General features: G+C 52.3%; 14 protein-coding genes. 8 read left to right on the forward strand and 6 right to left on the reverse strand.

The features are described from left to right. Positions 1–181: 181 nt before the first annotated feature. Complete coding sequence (gene msrB, locus M2371_RS09365) at positions 182–595, forward strand: peptide-methionine (R)-S-oxide reductase MsrB (RefSeq protein ID WP_034494723.1); 414 nt, start codon at positions 182–184, stop codon at positions 593–595. 42 nt (positions 596–637) lie between these two features. Further along, on the forward strand, positions 638–913 hold the full coding sequence (locus M2371_RS09370) for a YeaC family protein (protein ID WP_034494924.1): 276 nt from the start codon (positions 638–640) through the stop codon (positions 911–913). Positions 914–962: 49 nt separating this feature from the next. On the opposite strand, the gene M2371_RS09375 is transcribed toward M2371_RS09370, so the two are convergent. From M2371_RS09375 to sppA, 4 genes are all read right to left on the reverse strand, one after another. Beyond that, positions 963–2,234: a glycoside hydrolase family 18 protein gene (locus M2371_RS09375; RefSeq protein WP_259267522.1), complete on the reverse strand. Its 1,272-nt coding sequence runs from the start codon at positions 2,232–2,234 to the stop codon at positions 963–965. A gap of 204 nt (positions 2,235–2,438) precedes the next feature. Further along, a complete protein-coding gene (gene pncA, locus M2371_RS09380; protein ID WP_172894749.1) occupies positions 2,439–3,068 on the reverse strand; it encodes a bifunctional nicotinamidase/pyrazinamidase in 630 nt (209 codons plus the stop codon). Positions 3,069–3,077: 9 nt separating this feature from the next. Beyond that, a complete protein-coding gene (gene ansA, locus M2371_RS09385; protein WP_115629352.1) occupies positions 3,078–4,094 on the reverse strand; it encodes an asparaginase in 1,017 nt (338 codons plus the stop codon). Between the two features lie 101 nt (positions 4,095–4,195). Further along, positions 4,196–6,046 (reverse strand): signal peptide peptidase SppA, encoded by a 1,851-nt coding sequence (gene sppA, locus M2371_RS09390; protein ID WP_259267523.1) that lies wholly within the window; start codon positions 6,044–6,046, stop codon positions 4,196–4,198. A 159-nt stretch (positions 6,047–6,205) separates the two neighbouring features. Between sppA and M2371_RS09395 the strand changes: the two genes are divergently transcribed. The 4 genes from M2371_RS09395 to M2371_RS09410 all read left to right on the forward strand — a co-directional run bounded on the left by M2371_RS09395 (position 6,206) and on the right by M2371_RS09410 (position 10,120). Beyond that, on the forward strand, positions 6,206–6,757 hold the full coding sequence (locus tag M2371_RS09395) for an NAD(P)H nitroreductase (protein WP_172894744.1): 552 nt from the start codon (positions 6,206–6,208) through the stop codon (positions 6,755–6,757). A 118-nt stretch (positions 6,758–6,875) separates the two neighbouring features. After that, positions 6,876–7,919, forward strand: coding sequence for a selenide, water dikinase SelD (selD, locus tag M2371_RS09400; protein ID WP_259267524.1), 1,044 nt, complete (start codon positions 6,876–6,878; stop codon positions 7,917–7,919). 4 nt (positions 7,920–7,923) lie between these two features. Beyond that, entirely contained in the window at positions 7,924–9,912 is a 1,989-nt protein-coding gene (locus M2371_RS09405) for a DNA topoisomerase III (RefSeq protein WP_259267525.1), read from the forward strand. Further along, the gene (locus tag M2371_RS09410; RefSeq protein ID WP_259267526.1) at positions 9,839–10,120 is read left to right on the forward strand and encodes a YnjH family protein; all 282 of its coding nucleotides are present in this window, start codon (positions 9,839–9,841) and stop codon (positions 10,118–10,120) included. Before M2371_RS09405 ends, M2371_RS09410 begins: the two co-directional genes overlap by 74 nt. Here the strand turns inward: M2371_RS09410 and M2371_RS09415 are convergent. Further along, positions 10,080–10,493, reverse strand: a complete 414-nt coding sequence (locus tag M2371_RS09415; protein WP_259267710.1) for a pyrimidine (deoxy)nucleoside triphosphate diphosphatase — start codon at positions 10,491–10,493, stop codon at positions 10,080–10,082. The genes M2371_RS09410 and M2371_RS09415 overlap by 41 nt on opposite strands. 73 nt (positions 10,494–10,566) lie before the next feature. Between M2371_RS09415 and M2371_RS09420 the strand changes: the two genes are divergently transcribed. Next, the gene (locus M2371_RS09420) at positions 10,567–11,145 is read left to right on the forward strand and encodes a carboxymuconolactone decarboxylase family protein (protein ID WP_259267527.1); all 579 of its coding nucleotides are present in this window, start codon (positions 10,567–10,569) and stop codon (positions 11,143–11,145) included. Next, entirely contained in the window at positions 11,138–11,758 is a 621-nt protein-coding gene (locus M2371_RS09425; RefSeq protein WP_259267528.1) for a CDP-alcohol phosphatidyltransferase family protein, read from the forward strand. The genes M2371_RS09420 and M2371_RS09425 overlap by 8 nt, the downstream gene beginning before the upstream one ends. A 53-nt stretch (positions 11,759–11,811) precedes the next feature. Here M2371_RS09425 and M2371_RS09430 read toward each other — a convergent pair whose 3' ends face one another. Further along, complete coding sequence (locus tag M2371_RS09430; protein WP_259267529.1) at positions 11,812–13,107, reverse strand: rhodanese-like domain-containing protein; 1,296 nt, start codon at positions 13,105–13,107, stop codon at positions 11,812–11,814. Positions 13,108–13,146 lie beyond the last annotated feature (39 nt).

Here is a 13,146-nt window from a genome sequence, read left to right on the forward strand (position 1 = left end):
ATGGGGACGATGCGAGGAATTTTAAAGATCAATTCCAACAAGAATGTGACGGCGATCACAAATGACGCTGCGCCAGAAATTCAGGGCTAAGTTTAGAACAAAAAACAGCACGGCGTTGTTAATTTTTTGTTAGAATCATGCTGTTATCAGTCACAGCACCCACTGCACGAGATGTACGCATATGGCTAATCAATTACCTCCTGATTCATCTAAAAAAAACCTGTCTGAAATGCAGTTCTATGTCACGCAGAAACATGGCACTGAGCCACCGTTTTCTGGGCGTTTACTGCATAACAAACGTGATGGTGTCTATCATTGCCTGGTCTGTGATGCACCGCTCTTTATGTCAGAGTCCAAATATGACTCAGGCTGCGGCTGGCCTAGCTTCTACGAGCCCGTGAGCGACGACGCTATCCGCTATATCAAAGATTTTTCACATGGTATGGAACGTGTTGAGATCCGTTGCAGCAACTGTGAGGCGCATTTAGGGCATGTATTCCCCGACGGCCCGCAGCCTACCGGTGAGCGCTACTGCGTAAACTCAGCCTCGTTAAACTTCACTGATGATAAAAACGGTGAACAAACTGAAGGTTGAAAAATCGATTCAGCAAATTATTCCACAGGAACTTGCCGCATGATGAACCTGGACGAAATGTTAGACACAATGACACCGGAAGTTTATCAACGTCTGGTGACCGCTGTTGAGCTGGGAAAATGGCCTGACGGTGTGGCGCTGACCCCTGACCAAAAAGAGAACAGTCTGCAACTGGTGATGATGTGGCAGACGCGCCACAACACTGACCCGCAGCATATGACCATTGGCACCGATGGCAATATCGTGATGAAGAGTAAGCAGCAACTTAAAGCAGAGTTTGGCATTGAGCCTGCACCGATTGTGACAGTGAAGCTCTGAATTTGAAAAGGCGGGCAACATTGCGCTGCCCGCCATACACGCTGATTTATTAATGCTCAGTTTTAATGCCTAAATCTTTGGCTAACTCTTTCGCTAATTTATTGTTGTCATCCGCGCCGTACTCCCAGAACATCGCGCCGCCTAGTCCTTTCGCTTTGATGTATTCCGCCTTGATTGCCACAGAACGTGGGTTCTCATACGAAATAGCGAACAGATCTTTGCCTTCAGCAGACTTAATGGTCAGATACGGAACATGCGCATCGTTATCCCAGTTTTCCGTAAAGCGCTTTTGGGGATCGTTAAGCAGTTTGCTAACAATGTCGTTGTATTTCATATAACTGTCTTTTGTCAGGTCAACGCCCATAGACATAAACAAGGCTTTCTCGGCATCGCCGAAATAGGGCTGTGTCACCGGGTTTTTGGCGGCGTCGGGTTTATCCCAATCAATGCCTGGTTCGGTTGCACGTTTAGGGATTCGTCCGTAGAAGCCAATTCCAAGGTTCATCTGTGCAGGCTTCAAACCGGCTTTAATGTAGTTATCAACGACAAAGTTAACGTTGTAGTTATCTGCGGCGGCCACGGTTGGCCAGGTTTTTGAATCATAAAGATTGGCGTTAAAATATTGCGTGCCATACGCCATGTCGTAGGTCATCAGATTGATGTAATCCAGCGCTGGCGCAATGCCTTTCACATCCACCCACTCGGTTGGACTTTTCACGTTAGCGCCTACGGCGATGGTCAGGAGTTTTTCTTTACCTAACGCGGCCCGCAGTTCGTTGAGTAGAGCAGTGAAGTTCGCTTTATCCTCCGGCAGGCTATTCACCAAACCCCACGCCCCATTCACCGGATACTCCCAGTCAAGATCGATGCCATCCAGCCCGTAGCGTTTAATCACTTCCTGCGCCGAGCGGATAAATATCGCACGGTTTTCTGGTGTCGCCGCAGCACCTGAGAAGCCACGCGCGCCCCATCCGCCAACCGATAGCAGCACTTTCAGGGAAGGGTTCTGTTTACGCAGATCGGGGATCTTTTCCAGATCGGCCATCACTTTCGGTGACAGCCAAATCTGATGCAGTTTCGACGCATCCTTCAGGACTGGGTTTGTTTCGTCTTTTTCATCGTTATAAATCAGACCGAACGAATAGTTGAGGTGCGTTATCTGGCGCACATCGAGTTTATCTATATCGCCGCCTGGTCCGGCTGTGACGTCGCCTCCACCGTTGAAATAACCGACTGAGAGGTAAGAGCTTGCCTGAGCCACACCAGCACAAGCGATCTGTATCACTGCCAGTAACGGCAGCAGTTTCCGCGTGAAGACCATAGGGTAGTTCCTCTTTGACGAGCAAGCCTTCAGTAACCAGAGGGGACGGAAGGCAAAATAAACGCAGCTAAGTTGCTGCATTAATAAACAAATTCATTATGAGAGCGCTCTCAGAAATGTGCGAGCAATAAAAGTTAAGAATGAGAGCGGAGTCGAATAAAGAAAGGAGGGCGCTTTCACGCCCTGGGGAACCGGGTAAGTTATTTAGTAAGTAAAATCAGCCAGTGTCATTAGCGTAGCGCCAGCGGCAGACATATCCTGGTACGCTCGCAGACCATCCTGAGGATGCAGATTCACCGCGCGGCAGCCATCTGTTATCACTGTGACTTCATAACCGAGTGACAGGGCGTCGAGTACGGTGAACTTCACACAATAGTCTGTCGCCAGGCCAATCACCACGAGCTGCTTAATCTCATTGCGGTAGAGCCAGTCATCGAGCTGAGTTTTCTGACGATGCCCGTTATCGAAAAACGCGCTGTAGCTATCAATCTGCGGGTTTTCACCTTTTTGAAAAACAGCCTCTATTTCATCAGTATTGAGCAAAGGATGGAGCTTTGCCCCTTCGCTGTTCTGCACGCAATGATCCGGCCACCAGGTTTGGCGAAGTCCATCGAGTTTCCCCTGTGAAAACGGTTCGGTTCGCTGAACGCTGGCAAAACTCCCATGATTGGTGGGGTGCCAGTCCTGGGTTGCAACCACGGCATCACCCTTTGCTTTGCAGTAGCTTATCAAGGTGTTAGCGATATCAATCGTGCTATCACCTTCCGGGACTGCGAGTGCGCCACCGGCACAAAAATCATTTTGTAAATCAACCAATAACAAAGCACGTTTCATGGTTTCTCCTTACTCATCTGGAGTGAGTTCGCCACGTAAGTTAAGCGACATCGCTTCGCGTATGGCCTGCACGTCGAGATTCTGGCTAAGCAAATAATGAAGTTTAGTCAGCGTGGCCTCTACCGTCATATCATAGCCACTGATAACGCCTGCCTGAGCCAGCGCATTACCGGTGGCGTAACCCCCCATATTCACTTTCCCGGACATACATTGCGTGAGATTTACCACCACAATGCCGCGTGAAGAGGCTTCTTGTAACTCCTTGAGGAACGCGCCGTGCTGTGGCGCATTGCCTACGCCATAGGAACGCAATATCAACGCTTTTACCGGCTGGCGTAAGAAGTTACCGACCACATCTGCCGAAATGCCCGGGTAAATCGTTACCACGCCAATCGGCTGCGGTGTAATCGGGTGAACGATCAGTTCTCCATCACCGTGCGGCGCAGGTGGCGTATTCAGGCGGCGAATGTGAATTCCCGCTTCAAGCAACGGTGCCAAATTGGGTGAGGCAAAAGCATCGAAACCGTCAGCGTGCGCTTTGGTGGTGCGGTTGCCGCGATACAGACGATTATTAAAGAACAGCGTGACTTCATTAATCGGGAAATTTGCCGCCACATATAAAGAGTTAAGCAGGTTAATCTGCCCGTCCGAGCGCAATTCAGCTAATGGGATCTGTGAGCCGGTCACAATCACGGGTTTGCTGAGATTTTCCAGCATGAACGACAGCGCTGAGGCGGTGAATGCCATCGTGTCAGTGCCGTGCAAAATCACGAAACCGTCGTATTCGTCGTAATGCGCTTTGATGTCATCGGCGATGTGCTGCCAGTCCTCGGGGGTCATATCCGAGGAGTCCATCAGCGGCTGATATTCATGAATGGTGAAATCAGGCATTTCCTGGCGGTGGAATTCTGGCATCAACGCCAACTGGCGTTGCAGGTGCCCGGAAACGGGAATGTAACCGTGTTCAGATCGTTGCATACCGATAGTACCGCCGGTATAGGCAACGTAGATGGATTTCTTTTGCATGGAATGGTTTCACATCAGCAATATAGGGCGGGTAAACGAAGTATCACCCGCCTTAAAAAGCGGTGGACGGCGCGACGCTCATCCACCCTGGAAGTTATGAATTATCGCACATCGCCACAAGTGAGGCAGAAAGCGTAACGGTTTTGCGGGTCATTCATGGTGCCAAACTTATCGTTTTGCGCTTTAACGGCTAACGCAGCATCAGCAAGCGGCGCGGGCAAATATGCCTGCAACGCTTGCGGCAACATGGCGCGCACGGAACCGCTCATGCTATCGAACACCATATCGATAAAGCTCGGGTCATCCTGCCAGAAATCCAGGTGCCAGGTTTTCAGCTTCGCCAGTTCTGCCGCTTTCGCTACGGCATCATCGAAATCACCGAGGCTATCGACCAGACCGTTCGCTTTCGCATCCTGGCCGGTCCAGACATGACCTTGTGCGATGGCATCAATTTGTTCCGGTGTCTTCTTACGCGAATCCGCCACCAGGTTAACAAAGCGCTTATAGCCATTTTCGATGGTCAACTGCATCATCTGCTGAACTTCCGGTGGTAACGATTTCGTCACCGCCACATCCGCTAATGGCGAAGTTGCCACGCCATCCGTATGAACGCCAATCGAATCAAGGCTATTTTCAACGGTATTGATCACGCCAAAAATACCAATCGAGCCGGTCAGTGTGTTCGGGCTGGCGACGATATAATTGGCTGGAGTTGAAATCCAGTAGCCGCCTGATGCTGCCATTCCGCCCATCGAAACCACGAGAGGTTTGCCCGCCGCACGCGCGGCTTCCAGTTCATCACGAATCACTTCTGACGCCGTAACGCTGCCGCCAGGGCTGTTAACACGCAGCACAATTGCCTTCACTTTAGGGTCAAGACGCGCTTCGCGAATTTGCATTGCAGTGGTATCACCGCCGACCTGGCCTGGCGTTTCTTCACCATCCATAATTGCGCCATTGGCGATGATGACAGCAATTGCATCGCCGGTATCAGCCGGTTTTTTTACTACGTAGTCATACATACTGGTGTAGCTGAAATCTTTGTTTTCTTTGTTCCAGCCAAACTGTTTCACCATGGCTTTATCGATGGTGGCGCTGCTGGCCAGTTCATCTACCAGCTTGTTATCCAGTGCGTATTTCGCCGTATCGCCACCGAGTTTTTGCAGGCTATCAAGCAGACCTTGCGCACCAGGGAATACCTGAGCAGGCGTTATCTGGCGGTTAGCGGCAATCGTTGCGAGATAGTTTTGCCACAGCTCACCAATCCAGCGGCTATCGGCTTCACGCGCAGCAGGGGACATATCGTCACGAATATACGGCTCCACGGCAGACTTATAGGTGCCGACGCGGAAGATGTGCGTGGAGACTTTCAGCTTATCCAGCAGCGTTTTGTAATACAGGGAGTTTGTCGCAAAACCGTGTAAATCCACCATGCCTTGCGGTGAGAGCCAGATTTTATTGGCGAAACTTGCCAGGTAATATTGCCCCTGGTTATAGCTGTCACCCACGGCGTAAACCGGTTTGCCGCTGTCGCGGAATTCACGCAGTGCTTTGCCGATATATTGCATCGAAGGCTGATCGCCACCGGCGAACTCTTTTAAGTCCAGCACAATCCCGGTGATATTGCGGTCATCTTTAGCCTGGCGAATGGTATCGACCACATCAAACAGCGAGTTTTCCTGTAAACGGTCAGAACTGGCGCCCAGCAGCTGGCGGCCAATTACACCCAGCTTATTACTCACTGAAGGTTTATCGACAACCACACCGGTAATATCCAGCAGCAACGCACCCCGCGCAGGTTCGGCAGGGGCGCTGTTAAGCTGCATCCAGATGCCAACGCCGACCAGAACCAACAGCACTAATAACAGGTTGAGAATAAACTCTCGAATAAAGTTAAGCAGACGCCAGGTCCACTTAAAAAAACCGGCAACAAATCGCCCAATGGTGCGCATGAATACTCCGTTATTTCTGGCAAGCTGCGTGTGACAGCCAAAGTTACCGCTATCCTAAATACCTCCAGGGCGAAAGTCAGTAGGAAATCTGCCCTGCGCTGTAACAAATTCACCTGCTGTGTTAGTTTTGCCGTTAAAAATCATGACAGGAGTTTTCAAATGGATGCACTCGAACTACTACTTAACCGTCGCAGCGCTTCCCGCCTGGTAGAACCTGCTCCCGCAGGCGATGTCCTGGAAAACATTATTCGTGCGGGTATGCGTGCGCCGGACCACGGGACATTACAGCCGTGGCGATTCACCGTCATCGAAGGCGAAGGGCGTGAGCGCTTTAGCAAAGTGATGGAACAGGCTGCCATCGCTGAGGAGCAGGACGAAAAGGGCATTGAAAAAGCACGCACCGCTCCGTTCCGCGCACCAATGATTATCGCGGTCGTCGCGCATTGCGATGACAATCACAAAGTCCCGGTCTGGGAGCAGGTGGTCTCTGCGGGTTGCGCCGTTATGGCGATGCAGATGGCGGCAGTGGCGCAGGGTTACAACGGTATCTGGCGCACAGGAATCTGGACTGAAAGCGAAGCCGTACGTGACGCGCTCAAGTGCCGTGAGCAAGACGAAGTGGTGGGTTTCCTCTATCTGGGAACGCCGCAGCTTAAAGCGTCTACCACCGTCAGCGTGCCGGACATCGCTCCATTTGTGCGCAGATTCTAAGCAATCACGCAAAAGCTGTCTGGATTGTGACCAGCAATGGCGCAATTCAGACACTGATACTTACTACTCCCTGGCCGAAGAGTTACCATAGCGGCATTGCCAATGACAGGAGTAGTCCATGAGTGAGCAAACCGTTCGTTTGACGCAGTACAGCCACGGAGCTGGTTGCGGCTGCAAAATTTCCCCGAAAGTCCTGCAAACTATTCTGCAATCCGAGCAGGCTAAATTTGTTGACCCTAACTTGCTGGTAGGAAACGAAACCAGTGATGATGCGGCGGTATACGATCTGGGCAACGGCACTTGTGTCATCAGCACCACCGACTTCTTTATGCCGATCGTCGACGATCCATTCGACTTTGGGCGCATTGCTGCCACCAACGCGATCAGTGATATCTATGCGATGGGCGGCAAACCTATTATGGCTATCGCCATTCTTGGCTGGCCGATTAACACCCTGGCACCAGAAATCGCGCGTAAAGTCATTGAAGGTGGGCGTTTTGTATGCCAGCAGGCCGGAATTTCTCTGGCGGGTGGTCACTCCATTGACGCACCAGAGCCTATTTTTGGCCTCGCCGTGACCGGGATTGTGCTTACCGACCGCGTGAAGAAAAACAGCTCGGCCACCGCAGGTTGCAAACTGTTCCTCACCAAGCCGCTCGGTATTGGCGTGCTGACCACCGCTGAGAAAAAATCCCTGCTCAAACCAGAACACTACGGCCTTGCCGCAGAAGTCATGTGCCAGCTCAACAAACCTGGCGCTGAATTTGCCGATATCGAAGGCGTCACCGCCATGACGGATGTCACCGGTTTTGGTCTGCTCGGCCATCTCAGCGAAATGTGCCAGGGCGCAGGCATTCAGGCCGAAGTCTGGTTCGATAAAGTCCCTAAATTACCGAATGTCGAAGACTACATCGCACAGGGCTGCGTGCCAGGCGGTACTTCGCGCAACTTTGCCAGCTACGGATATCTGATGGGTGAAATGACCCAGGCGCAGCGTGATTTGCTCTGTGACCCGCAAACCTCTGGCGGCTTGCTGCTGGCTGTTGAAGAGAGTGCCGAAGCTGCCGTTGCCGCCGTCGCCGAAAAAAATGGCATCAAACTGACCGCGATAGGCGAGCTAAAAACCGCACGCGCTGGCCGCCCGATGATTGAGATTCGTTAGTCGGATGCGTTTGTTTATTGCCGAAAAACCGAGTCTTGCTCGCGCTATTGCTGACGTGCTACCCAAGCCCCATCGCCGTGGCGATGGGTTCATTGAGTGTGGCAATGGACAAGTCGTTACCTGGTGTATCGGTCACTTGCTCGAACAGGCTCAGCCGGATGCTTACGATGCGCGTTTCGCGCGTTGGAATCTTGCCGATTTGCCGATTGTGCCGGAAAAATGGCAGTTGCAGCCGCGTCCGTCAGTGACCAAACAGCTTAACGCCATCAAAAAACTCCTCGTCCAGGCTGACGAAGTGGTTCATGCAGGTGACCCGGATCGCGAAGGGCAACTGCTGGTGGACGAAGTTCTCGACTACCTGGAACTGGCACCGGAAAAGCGTCAGCAGGTTCAACGCTGCCTGATAAACGATCTCAACCCGCAGGCGGTAGAACGCGCAATCAGTCGTCTGCGTGCCAACAGTGAATTTATTCCGCTGTGTGTTTCAGCTCTGGCTCGTGCCCGTGCCGACTGGCTTTACGGCATCAACATGACCCGCGCTTACACCATTCTTGGGCGTAATGCGGGCTATCAGGGTGTGCTCTCCGTCGGGCGCGTGCAAACGCCGGTACTCGGGCTGGTGGTGCGTCGCGACGAAGAAATTGAGAATTTCGTCGCCAAAGACTTCTTCGAAGTTAAAGCGCATATCGTTACACCTGCCGATGAACGATTTGTCGCAACGTGGCAACCGAGCGAATCTTGCGAGCCGTATCAGGACGAAGAAGGGCGCTTGCTGCATCGCCCGCTGGCTGAACATGTGGTGAACCGTATCGGCGGGCAACCGGCGATAGTCACTGCATATAATGATAAACGGGAATCAGAAGTCGCCCCGCTGCCATTTTCGCTCTCCAGTCTGCAAATCGAGGCGGCCAAACGTTTTGGGCTAAGTGCGCAGAACGTGCTGGATATCTGCCAGAAATTGTACGAAACCCACAAACTTATCACTTACCCGCGCTCGGATAGCCGTTACTTACCGGATGAACATTTTGCCGGGCGTCACGCGGTACTGAATGCGATTAGCATCCACCAGCCTGATTTACTCCCGCAACCTGCGCTGAATACCGATCTGCGTAACCGCTGTTGGGATGACAAAAAAGTTGATGCTCACCACGCGATTATCCCGACCGCACGTAGCTCCAAAATTTCGCTTTCTGAAAATGAATCTAAAGTTTACAACCTGATCGCCCGACAATACTTAATGCAGTTCTGTGCCGATGCGGTGTTCCGCAAATGCACCATCGATCTTGATATTGCTGGCGGTAAATTTAACGCCAAAGCCCGTTTCCTGGCCGAAGCTGGCTGGCGCACGCTGTTGGGCGGCAAAGAGCGCGATGAAGAAAACGATGGTACGCCGCTGCCGGTGGTTGCCAAAGGTGATGAATTGCTGTGTGAAAAAGGTGAGGTGATTGAACGCCAGACCCAACCGCCACGCCATTTCACCGATGCCACGCTGCTTTCGGCAATGACCGGGATTGCCCGTTTCGTGCAGGATAAAGATCTGAAAAAGATCCTGCGTGCCACGGACGGATTAGGCACAGAAGCGACTCGCGCCGGCATCATCGAGCTGTTGTTTAAACGAACTTTCCTGGTGAAAAAAGGGCGCTATATTCACTCATCTGATGCCGGGCGCGCGTTAATTCACTCGCTGCCAGAACTGGCTGCAAGGCCGGATATGACGGCGCAGTGGGAATCGACGCTGACACAAATCAGTGAAAAGCAGTGCCGTTATCAGGATTTCATGCAGCCGCTGGTGCAAACATTATATGACCTGATTCACCAGGCGCGAACCAAGCCGGTTCATCATGCCTTCAAAGGCGTCAAAGCGCCTGACGAGCAGAAAAAACCGCGCAAGCAATGGGCGAAAAAAGAGGGAAGTGAAGATGCGACTAAAAAGCCTGCTCGCCGCCGCCGTGGCGCTGATGATAAGCCTGCCGGGGATGGCGCAGCGTCTTGATCCCCAGGTAGATATTTCCGTGCCGCCGGAAGTGTTCAGCACTCAGGGGCAAAGAGCTGCACCGTGCAGCCAGTGTTGTATCTATCAGGATCAAAATTACACCGAAGGGGCGGTTGTGAAAGCCGATGGCGGAATTTTGTTGCAATGCCAGCGCGACGAAAAGACGCTTAGTACAAATCCTTTAGTCTGGCGGCGTGTAAAACCATAAACGCTTCCAGCAAGGGAATATCTGCCGGGGCAAGGTTGTACTCAAATGCCCCGGCCGGTAAACACCAGGCCAGTTCACTGTGACAAAGCGCGGTTAATTCGCCGCTAAACTCACTGACATGCCAGGCGTGCAGATGAATAATTCGCCCGGAAACTTCCCGCTGATGACTGGCAACGTAATGCCCAACCACCGCGTTAATCGCCAGCTCTTCTTCTAACTCCCGCGCCAGGGCTTCAGGTTGTGATTCACCCGCGTCGACTTTGCCGCCGGGAAATTCCCATAACCCCGCCTGATCGCCATCTTCAGGGCGCCGGGCGAGTAAAATCTTACCGTTACGCTCAATAATTGCCGCAACGACATCAATGGTTTTCATGATACTCATCCGCTCTTTCCCCATGGGCGTGGCATAATACGCGCCATCAAAGGTTTTCTGAAGATTTTCCCGAATGACGACAAAAAACAGCGCTCCCTGGGTGGCTCCGCTTGAAAAATTGCCTGCCAGTTTACGGCCCATTGTTTCGATGCAACAAAAGCATTTCGGCTCGGTGCTAAACCCAACGCGATGGTGGGGGCGGTTGCCGTATTTATTCTGGCTGGTGGCGTTGTTCGTGGGCTTTCTCGAAAGACGGCGTGCGAAAATCGACCCGGTGGTGCGCTCCCTGGTGATGACGCGTGTTTCCCAACAATGCTGCTGCGAATTTTGCATTGATGCCAATAGCTTGCGGCTGGCAGAGCGTAGCGGTTCGATGGATAAAGTCCTGGCCGTCGCGAACTGGCGTGAAGAAACGCTGTTCACAGCAAAAGAAAAGGCAGCACTCGCTTATGCGGATGCGATGACAGCGACGCCTCCGCAAATCAGTGATGCGCTAAAAGCCGAACTGAAAACCCATTATGATGACCCGGCTATCACCGAATTAACCGCATTGATTGCATTCCAGAATCTCTCCGCCCGCTTTAATGCCGCACTGGATATTCCGGCGCAAGGGCTATGCGTCAGCGCAACCGGGAAACAGCCTCATGTTTGATAGTTACCTCCATCCACGGATTAAACCGTCACTGGAACGCGTTGCGGCGGTGCTGGATAAACCGTCTATTTCTCCCGATGGGCTGACGCTAATTGGCTTTGCCATCGGTGTGCTGGCGCTGCCGTTTTTAGCGCTGCAATGGTATGGCGCCGCCCTGGTTGCGATAGTGTTGAACCGGCTGTTTGATGGTTTAGATGGCGCGCTGGCGCGGCGGCGCGGCCTGACCGATGCCGGGGGTTTTCTCGATATCTCTTTAGATTTTTTGTTTTACGCCCTGGTGCCATTTGGGTTTATTCTCGCCGACCCGGCGCAAAATGCATTAGCCGGTGGCTGGCTCCTGTTTGCGTTTATCGGGACCGGCAGCAGTTTCCTGGCATTTGCTGCGGTGGCGCAAAAGCATCAGCTTGATAATCCAGGCTACGCGCACAAATCGTTTTATTACCTGGGTGGTTTGACGGAAGGCACGGAAACTATCGCGCTCTTTGTCCTGAGTTGCCTGTTCCCGCAGTGGTTTGTCTGGTTTGCGTGGGTGTTTGGTGCGCTGTGCTGGATGACGACATTTACGCGAGTGTGGAGTGGATATGAGACGTTAAGTCGGGTGGATAAACGCTAACGTTATCCACCGTTCAATTCCCTCTCCCTGGGGAGAGGGTTAGGGTGAGGGCATTACAGAGGTTTACGCTCCCCAGTCGCCACCGGGTTCTTCGGATTACTGCTCCACTCATACCAGCCGCCATCGTACACGCCAACATTCTGCCAGCCCATCGCACGGGCATACATGAAGGTTTCAGACGCGCGCCAGCCGGTGCCGCAATAAAACGCAACGTGCTGATCCGGCGTAATGTTCCAGCTTTTCCACATCGCGGCGATATCATCAGCCGAACGCATAGTGCCATCTGGATTATGGAAATCTTCCATATGCGTGGAGTCGGAACCCGCGTGGCCCCAACGCGCCCCGGCAATTTCACCTTTTGGCTTAATGTAGCTATAGCCGCTGGTGATGCCGATAAATTCCGGCCAGGAACGGATGCTCACTAAAGACGCGTCTTTACGACCTAACAGGCCGCGAGCCTGCTCGGTGTTTAGCATCAGTTGTGGCTGGCCTGGAATGGTTGCGCCGAAATCAGGTGCGGGTTTCACATCGTTTGGCAAGCCACGCTCGACCGGCAATTTGGCATCAGACCAACTCTGCCAGCCGCCATCGAGCAAACGCACATCTTTCACGCCTGCATACAGCAGAATTTGTGCGACACGTGCCGCAGCGTAGACATCACGCCCGTACATAATCACGGTAGTATCGTGACGAATGCCGTGTTTTGCCATCAATGCTTTCAGCTTGTCGTCAGAAACTTTGTTCCATAACGGCTCGCTTTCGATGTCATTGGTATCAATGTAATCCGCACCTGGAATGTGGCTTAGCAGATATTGTTTTGGCGCCCCCCAGGCGGCTTCAATGATTTTCACTTCACCCGCTGGTTTTGCCACGACAGCTTTATTCTGCATCAGATTGTGCAGCCACTGCGGGTAAACCAACTGCTCGAAGTGAGCTATTTTCTGCAAACGAGCAGGTTGCTGGAGAGCATCAGAAAGCAATGCAACATGCTGATAGCCCAGCTTAGACAAGCGTGTTTTTACCGCTTTTGTCTCATCATCATTGCCATACAGGGCAATCAGACTGTCAGGTTTAATCGCGTGCTGTTTTGCCCACAATTGCAGCTGCTCGTCATTCATTATGCCTAACCAACTGGCAGATAAATTCAGAGCGGCAGGCTCATGGCCACCGACGCTGGAAATGGTCTGCGGCCAGCCGTTATAAAAGGCACTTAGACGTGTATCAATAACCACGCCGTGCTGCGCTTGAAGAGTGGATAAAGTCATCTGGGATGGCATATCTGCCGCGGTTGCCATGTGCGCCAACCCGGATAACATCAAGGCGGCGGTTAGTTGAGAAACACGTTTCATCTTATAACCTGAAAGAGAGAAAAAAAGAGCCGCTATTTT

It is taken from the genome of Buttiauxella sp. BIGb0471, assembly GCF_024807715.1.
GTDB classification, from domain to species: domain Bacteria; phylum Pseudomonadota; class Gammaproteobacteria; order Enterobacterales; family Enterobacteriaceae; genus Buttiauxella; species Buttiauxella agrestis.

Bases quoted from the DNA above. Each gene is read 5' to 3' on its own strand.
- msrB (WP_034494723.1), top strand. From the start codon at position 182: ATGGCTAATCAATTACCTCCTGATTCATCTAAAAAAAACCTGTCTGAA.
- M2371_RS09370 (WP_034494924.1), top strand. From the start codon at position 638: ATGAACCTGGACGAAATGTTAGACACAATGACACCGGAAGTTTATCAA.
- M2371_RS09375 (WP_259267522.1), bottom strand. From the start codon at position 2,234: ATGGTCTTCACGCGGAAACTGCTGCCGTTACTGGCAGTGATACAGATC.
- pncA (WP_172894749.1), bottom strand. From the start codon at position 3,068: ATGAAACGTGCTTTGTTATTGGTTGATTTACAAAATGATTTTTGTGCC.
- ansA (WP_115629352.1), bottom strand. From the start codon at position 4,094: ATGCAAAAGAAATCCATCTACGTTGCCTATACCGGCGGTACTATCGGT.
- sppA (WP_259267523.1), bottom strand. From the start codon at position 6,046: ATGCGCACCATTGGGCGATTTGTTGCCGGTTTTTTTAAGTGGACCTGG.
- M2371_RS09395 (WP_172894744.1), top strand. From the start codon at position 6,206: ATGGATGCACTCGAACTACTACTTAACCGTCGCAGCGCTTCCCGCCTG.
- selD (WP_259267524.1), top strand. From the start codon at position 6,876: ATGAGTGAGCAAACCGTTCGTTTGACGCAGTACAGCCACGGAGCTGGT.
- M2371_RS09405 (WP_259267525.1), top strand. From the start codon at position 7,924: ATGCGTTTGTTTATTGCCGAAAAACCGAGTCTTGCTCGCGCTATTGCT.
- M2371_RS09410 (WP_259267526.1), top strand. From the start codon at position 9,839: ATGCGACTAAAAAGCCTGCTCGCCGCCGCCGTGGCGCTGATGATAAGC.
- M2371_RS09415 (WP_259267710.1), bottom strand. From the start codon at position 10,493: ATGAAAACCATTGATGTCGTTGCGGCAATTATTGAGCGTAACGGTAAG.
- M2371_RS09420 (WP_259267527.1), top strand. From the start codon at position 10,567: ATGACGACAAAAAACAGCGCTCCCTGGGTGGCTCCGCTTGAAAAATTG.
- M2371_RS09425 (WP_259267528.1), top strand. From the start codon at position 11,138: ATGTTTGATAGTTACCTCCATCCACGGATTAAACCGTCACTGGAACGC.
- M2371_RS09430 (WP_259267529.1), bottom strand. From the start codon at position 13,107: ATGAAACGTGTTTCTCAACTAACCGCCGCCTTGATGTTATCCGGGTTG.